The sequence below is a fragment of the Streptomyces sp. NPDC031479 genome (assembly GCF_055581065.1).
The window spans coordinates 77,211-97,277 of sequence record NZ_JBVIKC010000011.1; the positions used below are offsets into that span (position 1 = coordinate 77,211).

Annotated in this window: 16 protein-coding genes; 9 read left to right on the forward strand and 7 right to left on the reverse strand. The window is 73.8% G+C overall.

Annotation, left to right across the window (positions count from 1 at the left end):
• Positions 1–16: 16 nt before the first annotated feature.
• The gene (locus ACZ5D2_RS14920) at positions 17–1,024 is read right to left on the reverse strand and encodes a TauD/TfdA family dioxygenase (protein WP_371676224.1); all 1,008 of its coding nucleotides are present in this window, start codon (positions 1,022–1,024) and stop codon (positions 17–19) included.
• 238 nt (positions 1,025–1,262) lie between these two features.
• On the opposite strand from ACZ5D2_RS14920, the gene ACZ5D2_RS14925 reads away from it, so the two are divergent.
• Positions 1,263–2,039 (forward strand): 4'-phosphopantetheinyl transferase family protein, encoded by a 777-nt coding sequence (locus tag ACZ5D2_RS14925; RefSeq protein ID WP_266843152.1) that lies wholly within the window; start codon positions 1,263–1,265, stop codon positions 2,037–2,039.
• A 162-nt stretch (positions 2,040–2,201) separates the two neighbouring features.
• Positions 2,202–2,783, forward strand: coding sequence for a hypothetical protein (locus tag ACZ5D2_RS14930; protein WP_371676223.1), 582 nt, complete (start codon positions 2,202–2,204; stop codon positions 2,781–2,783).
• A gap of 15 nt (positions 2,784–2,798) precedes the next feature.
• On the opposite strand, the gene ACZ5D2_RS14935 is transcribed toward ACZ5D2_RS14930, so the two are convergent.
• A complete protein-coding gene (locus ACZ5D2_RS14935) occupies positions 2,799–4,670 on the reverse strand; it encodes an AfsR/SARP family transcriptional regulator (RefSeq protein WP_371676222.1) in 1,872 nt (623 codons plus the stop codon).
• A gap of 169 nt (positions 4,671–4,839) precedes the next feature.
• Positions 4,840–5,289 carry an Lrp/AsnC family transcriptional regulator gene (locus ACZ5D2_RS14940; protein ID WP_266843156.1) on the reverse strand — a complete coding sequence of 150 codons (450 nt, stop codon included), beginning with the start codon at positions 5,287–5,289 and terminating at the stop codon, positions 4,840–4,842.
• A gap of 129 nt (positions 5,290–5,418) precedes the next feature.
• Here ACZ5D2_RS14940 and ACZ5D2_RS14945 point away from each other — a divergent pair, with 129 nt between their 5' ends.
• The gene (locus ACZ5D2_RS14945) at positions 5,419–6,420 is read left to right on the forward strand and encodes an asparaginase (RefSeq protein ID WP_371676221.1); all 1,002 of its coding nucleotides are present in this window, start codon (positions 5,419–5,421) and stop codon (positions 6,418–6,420) included.
• 124 nt (positions 6,421–6,544) lie between these two features.
• Here ACZ5D2_RS14945 and meaB read toward each other — a convergent pair whose 3' ends face one another.
• Genes meaB through ACZ5D2_RS14965 form a run of 4 tightly spaced genes read right to left on the reverse strand, consistent with a single transcriptional unit; the run spans position 6,545 to position 12,836 of the window.
• Positions 6,545–7,531, reverse strand: a complete 987-nt coding sequence (meaB, locus tag ACZ5D2_RS14950; protein ID WP_371676220.1) for a methylmalonyl Co-A mutase-associated GTPase MeaB — start codon at positions 7,529–7,531, stop codon at positions 6,545–6,547.
• Positions 7,532–7,542: 11 nt separating this feature from the next.
• Positions 7,543–9,729, reverse strand: coding sequence for a methylmalonyl-CoA mutase (gene scpA / locus ACZ5D2_RS14955; protein ID WP_371676219.1), 2,187 nt, complete (start codon positions 9,727–9,729; stop codon positions 7,543–7,545).
• Positions 9,726–11,591 carry a methylmalonyl-CoA mutase family protein gene (locus ACZ5D2_RS14960; protein WP_468929397.1) on the reverse strand — a complete coding sequence of 622 codons (1,866 nt, stop codon included), beginning with the start codon at positions 11,589–11,591 and terminating at the stop codon, positions 9,726–9,728. The genes scpA and ACZ5D2_RS14960 overlap by 4 nt, the downstream gene beginning before the upstream one ends.
• A 24-nt stretch (positions 11,592–11,615) precedes the next feature.
• Positions 11,616–12,836, reverse strand: coding sequence for an ROK family transcriptional regulator (locus ACZ5D2_RS14965; protein WP_371676217.1), 1,221 nt, complete (start codon positions 12,834–12,836; stop codon positions 11,616–11,618).
• A 1,100-nt stretch (positions 12,837–13,936) separates the two neighbouring features.
• On the opposite strand from ACZ5D2_RS14965, the gene ACZ5D2_RS14970 reads away from it, so the two are divergent.
• From ACZ5D2_RS14970 to ACZ5D2_RS14995, 6 genes are all read left to right on the forward strand, one after another.
• Complete coding sequence (locus ACZ5D2_RS14970) at positions 13,937–14,908, forward strand: TauD/TfdA dioxygenase family protein (protein WP_371676216.1); 972 nt, start codon at positions 13,937–13,939, stop codon at positions 14,906–14,908.
• Between the two features lie 53 nt (positions 14,909–14,961).
• Entirely contained in the window at positions 14,962–15,519 is a 558-nt protein-coding gene (ssuE, locus tag ACZ5D2_RS14975) for an NADPH-dependent FMN reductase (RefSeq protein WP_371676215.1), read from the forward strand.
• A gap of 44 nt (positions 15,520–15,563) precedes the next feature.
• Positions 15,564–16,619 (forward strand): ABC transporter substrate-binding protein, encoded by a 1,056-nt coding sequence (locus ACZ5D2_RS14980; protein WP_371676214.1) that lies wholly within the window; start codon positions 15,564–15,566, stop codon positions 16,617–16,619.
• An 8-nt stretch (positions 16,620–16,627) separates the two neighbouring features.
• The gene (locus ACZ5D2_RS14985; protein WP_371676213.1) at positions 16,628–17,449 is read left to right on the forward strand and encodes an ABC transporter ATP-binding protein; all 822 of its coding nucleotides are present in this window, start codon (positions 16,628–16,630) and stop codon (positions 17,447–17,449) included.
• Complete coding sequence (locus tag ACZ5D2_RS14990; protein ID WP_371676212.1) at positions 17,446–18,441, forward strand: ABC transporter permease; 996 nt, start codon at positions 17,446–17,448, stop codon at positions 18,439–18,441. The genes ACZ5D2_RS14985 and ACZ5D2_RS14990 overlap by 4 nt, the downstream gene beginning before the upstream one ends.
• 255 nt (positions 18,442–18,696) lie before the next feature.
• Positions 18,697–20,031 carry an LLM class flavin-dependent oxidoreductase gene (locus ACZ5D2_RS14995; RefSeq protein ID WP_371676211.1) on the forward strand — a complete coding sequence of 445 codons (1,335 nt, stop codon included), beginning with the start codon at positions 18,697–18,699 and terminating at the stop codon, positions 20,029–20,031.
• The last annotated feature ends 36 nt before the right edge of the window (positions 20,032–20,067 follow it).

Below are 20,067 nucleotides of genomic sequence, written 5' to 3' on the forward strand. Positions count from 1 at the left end.
AGCGGTGGGCGGCACGTCAGTTGAGCACCGCGCCACCGCCCTTGCGGTCCACCCGGCTGCGGCGGTGGTCCAGGTGGGCGTACACCCGGTGGAGCCAGCGGTCCTGGCCGTCGTAACGAGGGGTGAAGGAGGTCCGGCCGTGCACCGCGAGCCGGTTGTCGACCACCGCGAGGTCCCCGACCCGCAGGGCCAGCGCGGACATCGTCCGCATGAGGGCCTCGCGCAGCTCGCCCATGGCGGCCTTCGCCTCGTCGTCCAGCGGATGCGTCGCGGCGAAGTCCACCAGGATGTTCGGGTCCTGGGGGTCCCCGACGAGCACCGCGTGGGCGGGGGTCACCGAGTTCAGGTCGCCGAAGGACGGCGGCGGCTCGGTGAGGAACCGCGGCGCGGCCAGTACGGACACGGTGCGGGCGGACAGCAGCGGAAGGGCCCGCCGGATCGAGGACGTGCACAGCTTCGCATCGCCGGTCGGGTCCTCGCGGACGCAGAGCAGGCCGACGTAATCGGGCTTGTTGTCATGGAAGGCGTTCTCGACGTGGAGTTCCAGCAGAACGGAGCCGGCATTGCTCTGGGAACTCTCGCTCCCCGGAACCGGGACGACGTTCTGGACGAGCGCACCGGTCTTTTCGCTGCGATAGGCGATCACCTCCCCGAGCTGGAGCATGGCCGCCGTGACCAGAGCCGACGCCACGGCCGGCACCCGTTCCACGGAACCGGGCACGGTCGGCGTCTCCGGCAGCGGGTCGTTCGCGACCACCGGCACGTTGCGCAGCAGCAGGACCCCGTCGGGGCCGGCGTCGTGGCGGAACCGGCGCAGCGCGGCCAGCACCGAACGGGGCAGCGCCGACGAGGCGTCCCGCACGGTGTCCAGCCAGGCCGGATCGTCGATCAGGGCCGGGGTGGCCCGCAGCACGTCGGTGGCGACGGCGATCAGCCCGGCGCGCTCGGCGTCGGTGAGCGTGACGGCGTCAGGGGCCGTGCCGGTCGCGGGAAGGGTAAGGGTGTGTTCCTGAATCCGCGGCATGAAGAAATCCTCGGGTTGATGAACGATGACCCGAGTCAGTTTCCGGACCTGTCCTATCCCATTCCTATGGGGAAGGCTTCCGAATGGTCCGCGTATCCGTGTATAGGCGGGAAATAGTTGCCCACCGCATGGTTATGGGGCGGCTTTGTCTACGGTTTCCCCGGGGAAATCCCGGCGAATTCCTGCCGACCGCCGCACGTCCCGCACCATCCGACGGGGGAGTAGAAGGGAGGACTTCATGGCATCAGGCACGGAAGGCCACGCCCATGGCACGGCGATGGCCGTCGCCGACGCCCTCGGCGCACGGGGGGAGGCCCACGTCTGGTGGTGGCGTACGCCGGAGCACACCGATCCGGCCGATCTGCCGCTGCTGGACACGGAGGAGTTCCGGCGGGCGCTGTCCCTGCCCGCCGAACGCGACGCCGCCGCCTTCGTCCGCTCCCGCGCCGCGGCCCGCCGGGCCCTCGCCGGGCTGTTCGGTCTCGGGCCCGGGGACATCGCCCTCGGCCGGCGCTCCTGTCCCGGCTGCGGCGACGGCAGTCACGGCCCGCCGAAGCTGGTCGTCCCGGACCTGGGTCTCCCGCTCAGCATGAGCCGTACCGCGGGCTGCGGGATCTTCGCCCTCGGCGCGGGCGCCTCGATCGGCGTGGACGCCGAGTCGGTGCGCCCGGTCCGCGGGTCGGCGACCACCGACGCGGACCTCACGGCCGCGGAGCGCGACCACCTGGCGGCGCTCCGCCCCGGTCCCGAGCGGGACGCGGCCTTCTACCGGATCTGGACCCGCAAGGAGGCCGTGGTCAAGGCCACCGGGCTCGGGCTGTCCGGAGTCGAACTGGGCCTGCTGGAAACCCATCCGGGCCGCGAGGGTCCGGTCCGGGTCACCCACACCCACCGCGGCCGGACCACCGCCTGGACCGTCGAGGACCTCCGGCTCCTGGACGGCGTCGCGGTGGCGCTGGCCCGGCCGGCGGGACCCGCCGCGCACGGACCCGTGCACCACCACACCGACCACTGAGACCTCCTCGACCCTGCGCACCGCACCGACACCGGCCGTCACCTCCGCGCCGGTCACCTCTCCGCCGGTCACCGTCCTGACCGTCACCGCCCCGTCCGTCACCGCTCCGACCGTCACCGCCCCGTCCGTCCCGGTACCGCCTCAGCGAAAGGCCGTAGAGCCATGACCATCGAGTCCTTCTTCCCCGTGGAACAGCTGATCGCGGAGAACGCCTTCCAGGCCGCCTCCACCGCCGAAGCCCCCTCCGGTGCCCCCGCCTTCGACTCGCCCGGGCAGCTGCTGGGGCTGGGTTCCGAGGACCTCGCCGCGTACTTCGAGGCGATCGCGGAAGCCGTGGAGCGGGACGACCCGGGCCCGGCCGCGCGCGGCGGCTGGGAGGAGCGGGAGCGGCTGCGCTTCTCCACCTGGGTCCGCCGGGTCTACGAACACCCGCTCTCGCCGGCCGTCTTCGCCCTCCCGGTCACCGGTGTGATCCGCGAGTTCCAGCTCGGCCAGGCCGCGGAACTCGCGTTCCGCATCGACGTCGGCCGGGCCCGGGCGAAGGCCGCGAAGCCGTCCGCCGAGGTACGGGCCACGGCCGCCGTGGCCTCGGCCTGGGCGATCGCCGCCGACGCGCTGTCCCGCTCGCCCCGGCCCCCGCGCGAGCGGGTCGTCGGCGACGTGTGGACCATCGTCCGCGAGACCATCGAGCCGGCCCTGCGGCCCACGGGCACCTTCCACCTGCGGTCCCACAGCTCGTGGTGAGCACCGCAGGGTGACTCACCGCACCGCGGAGGGGAAGGCGTCCCGGGTGGTCAGGGAGACCGCCAGCAGCCGGACCAGGTCGTTCCACCGGTACAGCGGCCGGCCCTGGGAGTCCAGCCCGGACAGTTCCAGCAGGGCGCGGTCCACCAGGGTGTCCAGGGCCGCCTCCGCCTCCTCCTCCGCGGTGCCCAGCACCAGCGCCGCGTACTGGGCGCAGAAGGGTTCCGCGTCCCCGTCCGCGAGCCCGGTCAGCGCGGCCAGCTCCGGCTCCTCCAGCAGCCGTACGGAATGCACCAGGGCCTCCCGCACGCTCACGTCGCCGTACGACAGCTCGGCCAGCCGGGTACCGGGGTCGGCGAGCCGGGCCGCGAGCCGGGCCACCGGCCAGTGCGGCCGCGCCGCGAGCCGGGCGCCGGTGACGTGCAGGGCCAGCGGCAGCCCGGCGCAGTACGCCACCAGGTCGTCGGCCGCGTCCGGGTCCGCGTCCAGCCGGGCGCGCCCCACCAGCGAGGCGAGCAGTTCCAGCCCCTCCTCGTCGTCCACCAGGGCCAGCGCGGTGGTGTCCGCGCCGGCGACCCGGGCCAGCCGGGCCTGACTGGTGATCAGCACCGCCGACTCCGGGCCCCCCGGCAGCAGCGGGGCCACCTGGCGGTCGCCCACGGCGCCGTCCAGGACCAGCAGCAGCCGGGCGCCCGAGGTCCGGGTCCGGTACAGCCGGACCAGTTCCTCCAGGTCCCCGAAGGCGGCGGCCGGAGGCGGTTCGCCGAGGGCGCGCAGCAGCCGGACCAGCACCTCGGCGGGGTCCTTCGGGGCGCCGTCCGGGTGGCAGAGCTCCACGAAGAGCTGTCCGTCGGGGAAGTGCGCGGCGCAGTCCTGGGCCGCGCGCACCGCCAGGGCCGTCTTGCCCGCCCCGGCCATGCCGGTGATCAGCAGCCGGCGCGGGCGGCCGTCCTCGCGGCCCAGCCTCGCGCGCAGCGATGCCAGTTCGGCCCGGCGTCCGGTGAACTCGCCGTACGGCGCGGGCAGCATCGCGGGCACCGCCCGGGCCGCCGCCGTGCCCGCGGCCGGTGCCGTGGATCCGGTCGGGCCCGGGGCCGCCGGGTCCTGCGGGGCGTCCGCGGCGGCGGGCGGGGAGCCGGCGGAGGCGCCCAGTCCGAGGCCACCGCCGAGCACCGCCTGGTAGGTGGACCCGAGCGCCTCGCCCGGGTCCACGCCCAGCTGGTCGGCGAGGACCGCGCGCCCCTCGTAGTACGTGTGCAGCGCGTCGGCCTGCCGCCCGCAGCGGTACAGGGCCGTCATCAGCTGGGCGCGCAGCCGTTCCCGTACGGGGTGCTCGGCGACCAGTCCGGTGAGCTCGGCGGTGACCTGCTCGTGGCGGCCGACGGCGAGGTCGGCCTCGATCCGGCTCTCCAGCGCGATCATCCGCGCCTCCTCCAGCCGGGGCAGTTCCGCCTCGATCATCTGCTCGGTCGCGTTGGCCAGCGCGGTGCCCCGCCACAGGTCCAGGGCGTCGCGCAGCAGCGTGCCCGCCTCGTCGAAGCGGCGGTCGGCTAGGGCCTCGCGGCCCAGGCGGTCCAGGCGGTCGAACTCGGTGAGGTCGATCCACGCCCCGGGTGCCCGCAGCACGTAGCCCGGCTGCCGTCGGACGATCTCGATCTCCGGGCCGAGGTGCTTGCGCAGCCTCGACATGTACGTGTAGATCTGCGCGCTGGCCGTGGCCGGCGGGTCCCACCCCCACAGGAGGGCGCTGAGCCGGGCATCGGAGACCACGCGTCCTTCGGACAGCAGTAGCGCCGCGAGCACCGTATGGACCTTGGAACCGGAGAGCGGGATCGTACTGCCGCCTCCCCGTTTGGCCTCGATCGGCCCGAGCAGCCGGAAGTCCATGCGGCACCCCCTTCTGGTGTGAGCATCCGTTCTGGATTCCAGAAGCTAACGGGGGGCCTTATTGGAGGGTTATCGCCGCGCGCCCGGCTCCCGCCGCGGGGGGGATATGCGCAGGTCGCCAGGGGCGGGGAGGAGGGCCCGGCCGGGGTGCGGCGCGGCCGGCGCGGCGTCAGACCGGCAGTCCGGTCGGCTCCTTGACGCGCTTCATGATGATCTGGGAGTTGACCTCGGTGATCCCGGAGAGCGCCGTGAGCCGCTCGATCCAGAGGCGTTCGTACGCGCGCAGGTCGGCGACGGCGATGCGCAGCAGGCAGCCCGGACTGCCGAAGAGGCGGTAGGCCTCGATGACGTCGGGAATGTCCTGGAGCGCCGCCTCGAAGGCCTCGACGGCCTCCCGGTCCCGCTTGACCTCGACGGACACCAGCACCTCGAACCCGCGCCCGACGGCCTCGGGGTCGATCACGGCCCGGTACCCCTGGATCACCCCGTCCTGCTCCAGCTGGCGCACCCGGCGCATGCAGGGGGAAGGGGTCAGACCGACCCGCTGGGCCAGTTCCTGGTTGCTGAGGCGGCCGTCGCGCTGGAGCTCGCGCAAGATTTCGTGATCGATGGCATCCATGACGCAATTATCATCCACGGTTTATTGCAGGCGCGCCGAAACACGCAATCGCATTGCGCGTAGATCTCACTATCATTGCCGGGTATAGGAAATCTGTACGAGATCTACGCGAGGGAAGGTGGCCAGGCCATGGGACGCATCGTCGTCATCAGCACCGGCGGGACGATAGCCAGCCGGTGGATGGGCTCCGGCTTCGCCGCCGAGGCCGACGGACGCGAGGTGATGGCCACCGCCCCCCTGCCCGAGGGCGTCACCGTCGACGTCGTGGACCTGTTCAGCGTGAACAGCCCCCGGCTCACCACCGCCCACCAGCTGACCCTCCTGCGCACCGTCCACGAGGTGCTCGCCGACCCCGGCGTCGACGGCATCGTCGTCACGCACGGCACCGACACCCTGGAGGAGTCGGCCTTCCTCGTCGACCTCCACCACCACGACGCGCGCAGCGTCGTGTTCACCGGCTCGCAGCTCCCCATGGGCTCCGCCGAGGGCGACGGTCCCGGCAACCTCTACGACGCCCTGCTCACCGCCGCCACCACGCGCGGACTCGGCGTCCTGATCACCTTCGCCGGCCGGGTGCACGCCGCCCGGGGCACCGTGAAGACCCAGGCCGTGGCGCTGGACGCGTTCGCCGACCCCTCCAAGGAGCTCCTCGGCAAGGTCGGCTTCGGCAAGGTCGCCGTGCTGCGCGGCCCGCAGCGGACGGCCCCGCTGCCCCTGCCCGCGATGCCGGAGCTGCCGCCGCGCGTGGACATGGTGATGCACCACGCCGACGGCGACCCGGTGCTGCTGAACGCCGCCGTCGAGGCGGGCGCCAAGGGCATCGTCCTGGTGGGCACGGGCGCGGGCAACGCCACCCCGGAGATCGTGGACGCGGTGGCCGCCGCCGTCGCCCGCGGTGTCCTGGTCGCGCTGACCACGCGGGTCGCGGCCGGCCCCGTCACCGAGATCTACACCCACGGCGGCGCGGTCGACCTCGTCGCCGCCGGAGCCGTCCCGACCGGCACCCTGCGGGCCGGCCAGGCCCGGATCGCGGTCCTCTCCGCGCTGCTGGCCACCCCCGAGCCGGCCGAACGGGCCCGCGTCCTGCACGAGGTGCTCGGCGCCGCGGGCTCGGTACTGATCGACGCGTAACCGCCGGGACGGCACGGGGCGCGGACGCGGGGGTCACGCCCCCGCGCCCCTTCCGTCCCGACCGCACGCGCCCCTTCCGTCCCGACCGCACGCGGACCTGACGGCCCGGCCGCACGCGGTCCGGTCAGCCGCGGCCGAACGCCGACAGGATCCGGTCCGCCGCCGAGGTGGCGGTGACGGTACCCGACCGCACCCCCGCCTCCAGCTCCGGAGCCAGCTCCCGTACCGCCGGATCGGCCCGCAGCCGCTCCAGCAGTTCGTCGCGGACCATCGACCAGGTCCATTCCACCTGCTGCGCCGCGCGCTTGGCCGACAGCCGGCCGCCCGCGTCCAGCAGCGTCCGGTGCTGTTCGAGCCGGTTCCAGACCTCGTCGAGCCCCGCCGACTCCCGCGCGCTGCACGTCAGCACCGGCGGGGTCCAGGCGGCGTCCGCCGGGTGCATCAGCCGCAGCGCGCCCGACAGTTCCCGGGCCGCCGCCTTCGCGTCGCGCTCGTGCGGACCGTCCGCCTTGTTCACGGCCAGCACGTCCGCCAGCTCCAGGACGCCCTTCTTGATGCCCTGCAACTGGTCGCCCGTACGCGCCAGCGACAGCAGCAGGAAGGAGTCCACCATCCCGGCGACCGTGGTCTCCGACTGGCCCACGCCCACCGTCTCGACGAGGACCACGTCGTACCCGGCCGCCTCCATGACGATCATCGACTCGCGGGTCGCCTTGGCGACCCCGCCCAGCGTCCCCGCGGACGGGGACGGCCGGACGAACGCCGCCGGATCGACGGCGAGCCGCTCCATCCGCGTCTTGTCGCCGAGGATGGACCCGCCCGTCCGGGTGGAGGACGGGTCCACGGCCAGCACCGCCACCCGGTGGCCCAGCCCGGTCAGCATCGTGCCGAACGCGTCGATGAAAGTGGACTTGCCCACCCCCGGCACCCCGCTGATGCCGATCCGCCGGGCACTGCCCGCGTGCGGCAGCAGCCGGGTCAACAGAGCCTGCGCCAGGGTGCGGTGGTCCGGCCGGGTGGACTCGACGAGAGTGATCGCCCGCGCGATGTGCGCGCGCTTCCCGTCGAGCACGCCCTTCACGTACACGTCGATGTCGATCTTCGGGGGCATTCGCGCGGCGCCTACAGCTCGTGGCCCAGGTCCGCGGCCAGCCGCGTCACCAGGTCGTGGGCCGCGTCCGGGATGACCGTGCCCGGCGGGAACACCGCCGTCGCGCCCATCTCCAGCAGCGTCGGCACGTCGGCCGGCGGGATCACCCCGCCCACCACGATCATGATGTCCTCGCGCCCCTCCTCCGCCAGCTGCTCGCGCAGCGCCGGAACGAGGGTCAGGTGACCGGCCGCCAGCGACGACACGCCCACCACGTGGACGTCCGCCTCGACGGCCTGGCGGGCCACCTCCGCCGGGGTCTGGAACAGCGGGCCGACGTCCACGTCGAAGCCCAGGTCGGCGAAGGCCGTCGCGATCACCTTCTGGCCGCGGTCGTGCCCGTCCTGGCCCATCTTGGCGACCAGGATGCGCGGACGACGGCCCTCGGCCTCCTCGAACCGGTCGACGAGCGCTCGGGTGCGCTCCACGGACGGGGACTCGCCTGCCTCGGTGCGGTACACACCCGAGATCGTACGGATCTGGCTCGCGTGCCGCCCGTACACCTTCTCCAGTGCGTCCGAGATCTCACCGACCGTGGCCTTGGCGCGCGCCGCGTCCACCGCCAGGGCGAGCAGGTTGCCCTCCCCGCTGCCGGCCGCGTTCGTCAGCGCCCGCAGGGTGTCCTGGGTACGCGCCTCGTCGCGCTCCTCGCGCAGCCGCCGGAGCTTGGCGATCTGCTGGGCGCGCACCGAGGAGTTGTCGACCTTGAGCACCTCGATCTGCTCGTCGCTCTCCACCCGGTACTTGTTCACGCCGATCACCGGCTGCCGGCCGGAGTCGATCCGCGCCTGCGTGCGGGCGGCGGCCTCCTCCACCCGGAGCTTCGGGATGCCCGCGTCGATGGCCTGCGCCATGCCCCCGGCCGCCTCGACCTCCTCGATGTGCTGCCAGGCCCGCCGCGCCAGGTCGTACGTCAGCTTCTCGACGTACGCGCTGCCGCCCCACGGGTCGATCGACCGGCAGGTCCCCGACTCCTGCTGCAGCAGCAGCTGGGTGTTGCGGGCGATGCGCGCCGAGAAGTCCGTCGGCAGCGCCAGGGCCTCGTCGAGGGCGTTCGTGTGCAGCGACTGGGTGTGCCCCTGGGTCGCCGCCATCGCCTCGATGCACGTACGCGTCACGTTGTTGAAGACGTCCTGGGCGGTCAGCGACCAGCCCGAGGTCTGCGAATGCGTGCGCAGCGACAGCGACTTGGCGTTCTTCGGATCGAACTGCTTGACCAGGCGCGCCCACAGCAGCCGGGCCGCACGCAGCTTCGCGACCTCCATGAAGAAGTTCATGCCGATCGCCCAGAAGAACGACAGGCGCGGCGCGAACGCGTCCACGTCCAGGCCGACCGCCTGACCGGCCCGCAGGTACTCCACCCCGTCCGCGAGCGTGTACGCCAGCTCCAGGTCGGCCGTCGCCCCGGCCTCCTGGATGTGGTACCCGGAGATCGAGATCGAGTTGTACCGCGGCATGTTCTGCGAGGTGAAGGCGAAGATGTCGGAAATGATCCGCATCGACGGCTTCGGCGGGTAGATGTAGGTGTTGCGGACCATGAACTCCTTGAGGATGTCGTTCTGGATGGTCCCGGCGAGCTTGTCGGGCGAGACGCCCTGCTCCTCCGCCGCCACGATGTAGAGGGCGAGGACCGGCAGCACCGCGCCGTTCATCGTCATCGACACCGACATCTTGTCGAGGGGGATCCCGTCGAACAGCTGGCGCATGTCGTAGATCGAGTCGATCGCCACGCCCGCCATGCCGACGTCACCCGTCACGCGCGGGTGGTCACTGTCGTAGCCGCGGTGCGTCGGCAGGTCGAAGGCCACCGACAGGCCCTTCTGGCCCGACGCGAGGTTGCGCCGGTAGAAGGCGTTGGACTCCTCCGCCGTGGAGAAGCCTGCGTACTGCCGGATCGTCCAGGGCTGGTTCACGTACATCGTCGGGTAGGGGCCGCGCAGGTACGGGGCCACACCCGGGTACGTCGCCAGGAAGTCCAGGCCCTCCAGGTCCCGCCCCGTGTACAGCGGCTTCACGCCGATGCCCTCGGGGGTCTCCCACAGCAGGTCGGCGGCCGCGGTGCCGGTGGACTCCTTCACCGCGGAGCGCCACTGCTCCTCGGACACCCCCCGGGCGGCGGTGGGGCCGAGCGGCAGCTCGGAGAAATCGGGGACGCTCAAGACAGCACTCCCATCCGGTCGAGTACGGAGGACAGCACGGCGACGGCATCACAGCCGGCGAAGACGTACTCGTCCACGGAAGCCTCTGCGGTGCCCGGCCGGCCGGCGAGGAAGACGGTCGTGGCGCCCGCCGCGCGCAGCGCCCCGGCCACCGCCGCGGCCTGCTCCTCGTACAGCGCGTCGCTGGAGCAGAGCACGGCCATGCCGTCCGCGCCGCTCGCCGCGTACGCCTCGGCGGCCGTCGCCGGATCCACCGACACCGGGTCGTGGACCGGTTCGATGCCGCCCGCCTGGAACAAGTTCGAGGCGAAGGTGGCACGGGCGGTGTGCGCCGCCGCCGGACCCAGCGCCGCGAGGAAGATCCGCGGCCGGGCGCCGGTGGCGGCCAGGTGCGCGTCGCTGCGGGCGCGCAGGACCTCGAAGGCCTCGTCGCGCCGGACGCGGGGGAGCCCGCCGGCCCGGCGCTCGGGCGCCGCTTCGCGGACCACCGGCTTCTCCGACAGCAGCGGGAACTCGCTGACGCCGGTGATCGGTTCGCGGCGCGTGGCCAGCTTCTTCGCCCGCGCGGACCAGGTGGCGGCGAGCCGCTCCGTGACCAGCCCCGAGCGCAGCGCGGCGGCCAGCCCGCCGGCCCGCTCCACGGTCCGGAAGAACTCCCAGGCGGCCTCGGCCAGTTCGTCCGTGAGCCGTTCCACGTAGTACGAGCCGCCGGCCGGGTCGATCACCCGGGCCAGGTGCGACTCCTCCAGCAGCACGGTGGAGGTGTTGCGGGCGATCCGGCGCGCGAAGGCGTCCGGCAGGCCCAGCTCGTTGTCGAAGGGGAGCACGGTGACGGAGTCCGCGCCGCCCACGCCCGCCGCCATGCAGGCGACCGTGGTGCGCAGCATGTTCACCCACGGGTCGCGCCGGGTCATCATCACCGGCGAGGTGACGGCGTGCTGCCGCTGGGCGCCCGCCTCCGGAGCCCCGCAGGCCTCGGCGATCCGGGCCCACAGGCGCCGGGCGGCGCGCAGCTTGGCGATGGTCAGGAACTGGTCCGCGGTCGCGGCGTAGCGGAACTCCAGCTGCCCGAGGGCGGCTTCGGTGGTGAGACCGGCGTCGGTGAGGGTCCGCAGGTACGCCACCCCGGTGGCCAGGGACAGCCCCAGCTCCTCGGCGGCCGAGCCGCCCGCCTCGTGGTACGGCAGGGCGTCCACGGTCAGCGCCTGCACGCCCGGCCAGGAGGCGGCCGCCTCCCGGGCCAGTTCGACGGCGGGCGACTGGTCCAGGGCTTCACCGGTGCGCGCCTCGTGCCCCAGCGGGTCGATGCCGAGGGCGGCGCGCGCGTCCTGCGGGGCCACTCCGCGCTCCGCGTACAGGGCGAGCAACGCCCGTGCGGCGTCGGCGTATTCGGCTCCCGCATCCAGGACCACGGGCGCGAGGTCGAGGTAGACGCCCTCCAGTGCCCGCGCGAGGCCGTCGGCCGGCAGACCGCCCCGGCCGACGGTCAGCCAGAGGGAGGTGGTGCCGTTCTCGAGGTCGGCGAGGGCCGCCTCGTTGATCCGTACCGGGTCGCTGCCCGCGAACCGCTGGCGCACGTCCCAGCCGGAGACGCCGGTCCCGGCGGGCGTCCCGCCGCGCACGAAGGGTGCGAAGCCCGGGAAACCGGTGTCGGGGCCGTCCCCGTCGGGGCGTGCCGTGTACAGCGGGCGGGTGATGAGCCCGTCCTCGAGTGTGGTGGACAGCGCGTCTTCCGCCGCCTCGCCGGATACTTCCTTGCCCGACTTGCGCAGTACGCCCTCGACGAGGCGTTGCCACTGCTCATGTGTCGTTTCGGGAAATTCGGCGGCCAGGGAGAGCCCGTCGTCAGGCAGGACCGTCATGGCTCGAATGCTAGGGGGGCCCGCTTAAGCGAGACCATAACCGCCGGATGTGATCTCGCACTCCCAGGTCAGCCCGGCGGGGTCCCGGAACAGCGGGTCCAGCAGCACCGTCGCGGCGGCCTGCGGGAGCACGGCCGGACCGGCGTGCGGGGCGATGATCCGTGCGGGATCGTCGCACACGTGCGAACGCTCGACGGCGGCGGCGCGGATCTCGTCCAGGTAGCCCTCATGGAGTACGCCGGACAGTTCGGTGACGACCATCACGGCCGGGTTGAACACGTCGAGCAGCAGCGCCGCGGCCCGTCCGACGTCCCGGGCCCGCTCGCGCAGCAGTCGGTCCGCCCGGGGGTCGCCGGCCGCCGCGGCGTCGACGAGGAGGGGGACGGACGGATCGGGCACGATCCCGCGCCGCACGGCCTCGGCGCCGAGCGCGGTGTCGGAGGCGGCCGCCTGGAGGCAGCCCGTACGTCCGCACGCGCAGACGGCCCCGGACCCGGGCACCGGCAGGTGCGCCACGTCGCCCGCGGCGGAGCCGGGACCCTGGTGGACCGTGCCCTCGATGCCGAACGCGGCGTCGACGACGTTGCCGATGAACAGGTGCACCAGGCTCCGGCGGGCCGCCGGATGCCCGAAGAGGACCTCCGCCCCGGCGACGGCACGGGCGTGGTTGTCCACGTGCACCGGCAGGCCGAGGGCCTGTGACAGCTCGGCGGCCAGCGGCCGCTGCCGCCACCCGAGCGCCGGATGCCGTACGACGGTCCCCGCGTCGGGCCGGACCCAGCCGCCGAGTGCGGCGCCGACGCCGAGGAGGGGCCGGCCGCCGGGGGCGTGCTCCCGCAGGAAACGGCCGAGTTCCGCCGCGATGCGGCCGGAAAGGGCCGGGTCCAGCGGGTCCCGGTGCGGGAAGGCGCGGCGGGCCAGGACCTGCCCGCGCAGGTCGACGACGCTGAAGGTGGAGGCGGGCACCCCGATGTGCAGCCCGGCGGCGACGGGCCCGCCGACGGCCCCGGTGTGCAGGTCCAGGGGGATCCGGGGCCGGCCGGAGGAGGCCCGGCCGGCGGGGTCGGGCAGCTCGCGCAGCAGCCCGGCGCGGAGCAGGCCGGTGGTCTGCCGCGACACCGCGGCGGGGCTGAGCCCGCACAGCGGGGAGATCCCGCTGCGGGCCACGGGCCCGTGGTCGAGCACCGTCCGCAACACGGAGGCGGCATTGGCGACCCCCCGCCGGTCCCCGGCCATTCGCGTCATCCCCCGATCATGCCGGACCCCGCGGGGCGGCGGCGGCCGCGGGCGCGGGCTGCGGGAGCCGTCCCCCTGGGGGTGGGTTCCGAAGGGTCAGGTCTGTTGGTGGAAGCGGGTCGTGCGGCGGGGCCCGGGCGGAGGCGGGGAGTGCCGCTCCGACCGTGTCGACGGGCGGCCGACAGCGGCCCCGGAGCGTGTGGCGCGCGTGCTGCGTGGCGGGGGCATTGCGGGGCCGTGAAATCCAGCCATGGTTTCCGGCCGCCAGGTGGTGGGGAAAGGCCAGGTCAACGCCGGTGCGGGAGGTTCGGGGCCGGGTGCGGGGAGGGGGTTGACCCGCGACGGGGGCGCTGACAGGCTCCGGGTCATGACCGCGAACGTCCACCTCGCCCCGCGGCTCTGCACCCCCGGCCCCTGTCCCACGCCGGACCGGTGTCCGGGCCTCTGTTGCTCCTGACCCGCGCCCCGGGCCCCGGAGCCCGCTCCGGCGGGCCCGGCCCCTGCCCGCACGCGGCAGGGCCGTCCCCTCGCCGGAGCCGGCCCTGCGGCCGGTAGCGTCCGCGACCCCGTATCGGCCGTCCTGACCCGTCCGCCCGGCGGACCCCGCCTCGACGGCCCGTTCCCTCGGGAACCGGGTCCGGCGGGCCCGTCGGCCGGTTTCCCGGAGCAGCTCGGAACGCATCGGGCCCGGCCCGGGGGACCCGGTTCGACGGGACCCTCCTCCGGCCGGCCCTTCGGCCCGCGCGCTTCGGAGCCCCGCTCCCGGCCCACCGGCCCGGTTCCCCCGACGGATCCGGACCGGGCCCCCGGTGCGGGGACCCCCGGTTCGGCCGGCCCGCTCCGTCGACCGCGGGCTCCGGCCCGGGGGACCGGAGCCCGCGGCCGGGGCCTCCGGCCGGGCGGCCGACCGTTCCGAGGGCGGGGTCCGCGGCCCGCTGTCCCGGGCCCCGCCGGACGCCCGGGGAAGCCGGGCGCGACCCGACGGGCGCGAACCGGCGGGCCCGACGGGCGCCCCTCCAGGAGCAGTTCCGATCCGTGGCGCCCGTACGCCTCGGCTCATTTCTTCCGCAGCGGAAATAAACCCACCACCAACCACCCCAGGAGTTCCCGTGACCACGCTCACCGCCACCACCACCGCCACCACCACCGTCACCAGGATCGGCGGCCGCATCGGAGCCGAGATCGGCGGCGTACGGCTCGGCGGGGACCTCGCCCCCGCGGCCGTCGCCGAGATCCGCACCGCCCTCCTCGCCCACAAGGTCGTCTTCTTCCGCGGCCAGGACCACCTCGACGAGGCCGGCCACGAGGCCTTCGCCCAGTTGCTCGGCACGCCGGTCGCCCACCCCACCGTCCCCTCCGCCGACGGCCGTTACGCCCTCGGCATCGACTCCCACCACGGCGCCCGCGCGAACCAGTGGCACACCGACGTCACCTTCGTCCCCGCCTATCCCGCCTTCTCCATCCTCCGCGCCGTCACCATCCCCCCGTACGGCGGCAACACCCTCTGGGCCAACACCGCCACCGCCTACACCCACCTCCCCGAGCCGCTCCGCGTCCTCGCCGACTCCCTGCGGGCCGTCCACTCCAACGAGTACGACTACGCCGCCCTGAAGCCCGACGCCCTGCCCGAGGCACTCGCCCAGTACCGCGAGATCTTCACCTCGACGAAGTTCCTCACCGAGCACCCGGTGGTGCGCGTCCACCCCGAGACCGGCGAGCGCACCCTGCTCCTCGGCAACTTCGTCCAGCGCGTCAACGGCCTCACCGGCCGCGACTCCCGTACCCTCCTGGACCTCTTCCAGGCCCACATCGAGAGCCCCGAGAACACCGTCCGCTGGCAGTGGCGGGCCGGCGACGTCGCGATCTGGGACAACCGCGCCACCCAGCACTACGGCGTGGACGACTCCGACGACCACGAGCGCACCCTGCGCCGCGTCACCGTCGACGGCGACGTCCCGGTCGGCCCCGACGGGGTGCCTTCCCGCCTGATCAGCCCCGAGACCGTCCCGGCCCCCTCCTTCGGCATCCCCTCCGGCGCGTCCGGCGACGCCGACGCCTCCGGGGCACCCGCCTCCGCCTGATCCCCGCCCCCTCCGGGCCGTCGCCCGGCCCGCCCTCCGCCCGAGGAGCCCCCGTGCCCAAGCTGCTCGCCCTCACCGGCAGCCCCTCCACCCACTCCCGCACCGCCGTCGTCGCCGACCACGTGCTGCGCCGGCTCTCCCACTCCGGGTTCGAGACCGCCCACCTCGCCGTACGCGACCTGCCCGCCGCCGACCTCCTCGCCGCCCGCCGCGGCGAGCCGGAGATCCGCCGGGCGCTCGAAGCCGTCGCCGAAGCCGACGGCCTGGTCATCGCGACCCCGGTCTACAAGGCCTCGTACACGGGCCTGCTCAAGGCCTTCCTCGACCTGCTCCCGCAGGACGGCCTGGCCGGCAAAACGGTTCTTCCGCTCGCCACCGGCGGCAGCCTCGCCCACGTCCTGAGCATCGACTACGCCCTGCGCCCGGTCCTCGCCGCCCTCGGAGCCCGGCACGTGACCGCCGGCCGGTTCGTCCTTGACTCCTCCGTCGAGCGCGGGGCCGGTCCCGACCGGCTGCGCCCCGAGGCCGAACTGGACCTCTTCCAGGCCGTCGACGAGTTCTCCGACGCCCTGAGCGCCTCCCGGGCCGCCGCCCTCAGCCCGGCCCCCTGACCCCGAGCCCCCGACCACCCCGCAGCCAGCGACAAGGATCCGCCATGCCCGCAGCCCCCACCCCGACCACCCGCTCCCGGCGCCAGTTCCTCACCCTGCTCGGCATCTCGGCGGCCGCGGTGAGCTGCGGCACGGCCACCGCGACCGGCGGGCCCGCCTCCGGATCCGCCGGCGCACCCGGCAAGCAGATCACCGCCCTGAAGTACCAGGGCGCGGTCGGCGCCGTCACCCTTCCCGAACTCGCCGCCGACCTCGGCTTCCTCGGCGGCCTCACCCTGGACTGGGTGGGCAACACGATCAGCGGCCCGCAGGACATCCAGTCCGCCGCGACCGGACAGACCCACTTCGGCGGCGCGTTCAATGGCGCGGTCGTCAAACTCGTCGCGGGCAAGGCCCCGGTGAAGGCCGTGATCTCGTACTACGGCTCCGACAAGGAGACGAACCTGGGCTACTACGTCCTGGAGGACAGCCCCATCCGTTCCCCCCGCGACCTGATCGGCAAGAAGGTCGGGATGAACACCCTGGGTGCCCACGCGCAAGCCCTCCTCGACATCTACCTGAGCCGGGGCGGCCTCTCGCGCGCCGAGTCCGACAAGGTCGAGGCCCTGGTCGTCCCGCCCGTCAACACCGAACAGTCCCTGAGGCAGAAACAGATCGAGGTCGGCGTCCTCAGCGGGGTGCTGCGCGACAAGGCCGTCGCGGCCGGCGGCATCCGCCCGCTGTTCAGCGACTTCGACCTGCTGGGCGCCTTCAGCGGCGGCACGTACGTGATGACCGAGCGCTTCATCAAGGAGAACCCGGACACCGTACGGACCTTCGTGACGGGCGTGGGCAAGGCCATCGACTGGTCCCGCACCACACCCCGCGAGGAGGTCATCGCCCGGATGACGGAGATCGTCCGCAAGCGCGGCCGCAACGAGGACACCTCGATTCTGAAGTACTGGCGCTCGTACGGGGTCGCCGCGCCCGCGGGCCGGATCGAGGAGAAGGAGTTCCAGCTCTGGATCGACTGGCTCGCCGAGCGCGGCGAGGTCAAGAAGGGCCGGCTGCGCGCCGCGGACCTGTTCACCAACGAGTTCAACGGCAACGGGAAGGGCTGACGGCCATCATGGCGAAGATCGTGTTCGAGTCCGTCACCAAGACCTTCCCCACCAAGGACAAGAAAAGGAAAGAGGAGTTCACGGCTCTCGACGGGATCGACCTGGAGATCGGCGCGGGGGAGTTCGTGGTCGTGGTCGGCCCCAGCGGCTGCGGCAAGTCCACCCTCCTGGACCTCCTCGGCGGCCTCACCCGCCCCACCGCGGGCCGGATCCTGCTCGACGGCGAACCGGTCACCGGCCCGGGTCTGGACCGGGGCATCGTCTTCCAGCAGTACGCCCTGCTGCCCTGGCGCACCGCGCTGGGCAACGTCGAGTTCGGCCTGGAGGCCACGGGCGTCCCCCGACGGCAACGGGCCGCGAGGGCGCGCGAGTTCCTGGACCTGGTCGGCCTCACCGGATTCGAGGACCGCCACCCGCACGAGCTCTCCGGCGGCATGCGCCAGCGGGTCGCGATCGCGCGCTCGCTGGCCTACGACCCGGACGTGCTGCTGATGGACGAGCCGTTCGCCGCCCTCGACGCGCAGACCCGCGAGTCCCTCCAGGACGAACTGCGCCGCATCTGGCAGCGCACCGGCAAGACCGTCGTCTTCATCACGCACGGCATCGAGGAGGCCGTGTACCTCGGCCAGAAGGTGGCCGTCATCACCTCCCGGCCGGGCAGGGTCAAGGAGGTCGTCCCGGTCTCCTTCGGCGACCGGGCCGCCGGAGCCACGGGCGAGGACCTGCGCTCCAGCCCGGAGTTCGCCCGCTACCGCCACGAGATCTGGACCCTGCTCCACGACGAGGTGGCCCGCGCCCAGCGACTGGAGAAGGAAGAGGCCGCCGCATGAGCACCGACACCCGCCAGGCACAGCCCGCCGCCGTGGAACCCGCCCCGGCCCCGGCACCTGCCGTGGAGCCGGCCCCGGCAGCCGCGTCCGCCGTGGAGCCCGCCCCGGCGGCCCCGGCAGCGGCTCCGGCCCCCGCGCCCGCCGACGGGACCGCCGGCGCCGCACCGCGCCCCGAGACCCCGCGCGTCCCGCGCCCGCCGGCCCCCGCTCTGCGCCGGGCCGGGGCGGTGCTCCGGTGGCTGAGGGCCGGCCTGCTGCGCTCGGCCGCGGTCCTGCTCCTGCTCGCCGTATGGGAGGCGGCGCCCCGGGCCGGACTGGTCGACGCCACCTTCCTGCCACCGGCCAGCGAGGTGGCCCGCGCCTGGTGGGACCTGCTCGGCGACGGGCAACTCGGCGAGCACACCCGGGCCAGCCTCACCCGCTCCTTCGGCGGCTTCGCCATCGCGGTTGCGGTCGCCGTCCCGTCGGGCCTGCTGATCGGCTGGTACCGGCCGGTCGCGGCCTTCCTCGGCCCCCTGCTCGAACTCTTCCGCAACACCGCCGCCCTCGCGCTGCTGCCCGTCTTCGTACTGCTCCTCGGCATCGGGGAGACCTCGAAGGTGTCGATCGTCGTCTACGCCTGCGTGTGGCCGATCCTGCTGAACACCATCAGCGCCGTCGGCAACGCCGACCCCACCCTGGTCCGGCTGGCCCGCTCGATGGACCTGTCCACGCCCCGGCTCTTCCAGAAGGTGATCCTGCCGTCCGCCGTCCCGGTGATCTTCACCGGCATCCGGCTGGCGGGCGCGGTCTCGATCCTCGTCCTCGTGGCCGCCGAGATGATCGGCGCGAAGGCGGGACTCGGCTACCTGATCAACGCCTCGCAGTTCAACTTCGCGATCCCGCAGATGTACGCGGGGATCGTGACGATCTCCGCGATCGGCGTCGCCTTCAACCAGGTCCTGGTCGCGATCGAACGCCGCCTCAGCCTCTGGCGTGTCCCCGCGGCCTGAAGCGCCCGCCCCCTCCACGAGCCCCCTCCGCCCAGGCCCCTCCACCCGCCACCGGCCCACCGGCCTCCGGCCCACGGGGCCCCTGTCTCTGGCCCACCGGCCTCTGGCCCACCGGGCCCCTGCCTCCGGCCCACCGGCCTCCGGCCCACCGGGCCCCAGCCTCCGGCCCACCGGCCCCGGCCCGTCGCCCCCGGGCCCGCGACACCCACCACCCGCGGAGCGCACCGCATCCGCGTCCACCGACAGGGAACAGACATGCCCGCACCCCGCCGCACCCTCCACCTCAACGCCTTCCTGATGAACGCCGGCCACCACGACGCCGCCTGGCGCCACCCGGACGCCAGCCCCGAGCGTGTCACCGACCTGCGCTACTTCCAGGAACTGGCCCGCACCGCCGAACGCGGCCGCCTCGACTCGATCTTCTTCGCCGACGGCCTCGCCCTGTGGGGCAAGGCCCGCCACAACGCCCTGGGCGGCTTCGAGCCGCTGACCCTGCTCTCCGCGATCGCCGCCGTCACCGAGCACATCGGGCTCATCGCGACCGTCTCCACCACCTTCAACGAGCCCTTCCACACCGCCCGGAAGTTCGCCTCCCTCGACCACATCAGCAACGGCCGCGCCGGCTGGAACATCGTCACCTCCGGCACCGTCGACGAGGCCCGCAACTTCAACCGCGACGAACACCTGGAGCACGGCCTCCGCTACGACCGCGCCCGCGAGTTCCTCGACGTGGCCACCAAGCTCTGGGACAGCTGGGAGGACGACGCGATCGTCCTCGACAAGGAGGGCGGCGTCTACGCCGACACCGACAAGCTGCACCCCGCCGCCCACCGCGGCGAGTACTTCGGTGTCGCCGGACCGCTCAACGTCCCCCGCTCGCCCCAGGGTTACCCGCTCCTCGTCCAGGCGGGCTCCTCCGAGGACGGCAAGGAGTTCGCCGCCCGATACGCGGAGGCCGTCTTCACCGCCCAGCAGACCCTCGCCGACGGCCAGACCTTCTACAAGGACCTCAAGTCGCGCCTGGCCCGCTACGGCCGCGCCGAGGACGACCTCCTCGTCCTGCCCGGCATCGCCCCCGTCATCGGCTCCACGGAGGCCGAGGCGAAGGCCCTGGAGCGGGAGCTCACCGAACTCCAGGTGCCCGAGTACGGTCTCGCGCAGCTCTCCGGCATGCTCGGCGTCGACCTCACCGGGGCCGACCTCGACGGCCCGCTGCCCGCACTCCCCGAGGAGCGGGACATCAACGGCAACAAGAGCCGCTTCACGCTCGTCGCCGAACTGGCCCGCCGGGACGGGCTCACCCTGCGCGAGCTGATCGCCCGCCTCGGGGCCGGGCGCGGTCACCGCGTGTTCGCCGGCACCCCCGAGCAGATCGCCGACCAGCTGGAGGAGTGGTTCACGCACGGCGCCGCCGACGGCTTCAACATCATGGCGCCCGTCCTGCCCACCGGCCTCACCGACTTCGTCGACCACGTCGTGCCGGTCCTCCAGCGCCGGGGCCTCTTCCGGACCGAGTACACCGGCGCCACGCTCCGGGAGAACTACGGCCTGCCGCGTCCCGCCAACCGTCACACCCGGCCGACCGGGTGAGCGGACCTCCCGGGTGGTCCGGGAGGTGGCGCGCGG

Excerpts from the sequence above, each read along its gene's own strand:
- ACZ5D2_RS14920 (WP_371676224.1), bottom strand. The coding sequence starts at position 1,024 with ATGCCGCGGATTCAGGAACACACCCTTACCCTTCCCGCGACCGGCACG.
- ACZ5D2_RS14945 (WP_371676221.1), top strand. The coding sequence starts at position 5,419 with ATGGGACGCATCGTCGTCATCAGCACCGGCGGGACGATAGCCAGCCGG.
- meaB (WP_371676220.1), bottom strand. The coding sequence starts at position 7,531 with ATGCCCCCGAAGATCGACATCGACGTGTACGTGAAGGGCGTGCTCGAC.
- ACZ5D2_RS14980 (WP_371676214.1), top strand. The coding sequence starts at position 15,564 with ATGCCCGCAGCCCCCACCCCGACCACCCGCTCCCGGCGCCAGTTCCTC.
- ACZ5D2_RS14925 (WP_266843152.1), top strand. The coding sequence starts at position 1,263 with ATGGCATCAGGCACGGAAGGCCACGCCCATGGCACGGCGATGGCCGTC.
- ACZ5D2_RS14995 (WP_371676211.1), top strand. The coding sequence starts at position 18,697 with ATGCCCGCACCCCGCCGCACCCTCCACCTCAACGCCTTCCTGATGAAC.
- ACZ5D2_RS14930 (WP_371676223.1), top strand. The coding sequence starts at position 2,202 with ATGACCATCGAGTCCTTCTTCCCCGTGGAACAGCTGATCGCGGAGAAC.
- ACZ5D2_RS14965 (WP_371676217.1), bottom strand. The coding sequence starts at position 12,836 with ATGACGCGAATGGCCGGGGACCGGCGGGGGGTCGCCAATGCCGCCTCC.
- ACZ5D2_RS14935 (WP_371676222.1), bottom strand. The coding sequence starts at position 4,670 with ATGGACTTCCGGCTGCTCGGGCCGATCGAGGCCAAACGGGGAGGCGGC.
- ACZ5D2_RS14985 (WP_371676213.1), top strand. The coding sequence starts at position 16,628 with ATGGCGAAGATCGTGTTCGAGTCCGTCACCAAGACCTTCCCCACCAAG.
- ACZ5D2_RS14960 (WP_468929397.1), bottom strand. The coding sequence starts at position 11,591 with ATGACGGTCCTGCCTGACGACGGGCTCTCCCTGGCCGCCGAATTTCCC.
- ACZ5D2_RS14940 (WP_266843156.1), bottom strand. The coding sequence starts at position 5,289 with ATGGATGCCATCGATCACGAAATCTTGCGCGAGCTCCAGCGCGACGGC.
- ACZ5D2_RS14990 (WP_371676212.1), top strand. The coding sequence starts at position 17,446 with ATGAGCACCGACACCCGCCAGGCACAGCCCGCCGCCGTGGAACCCGCC.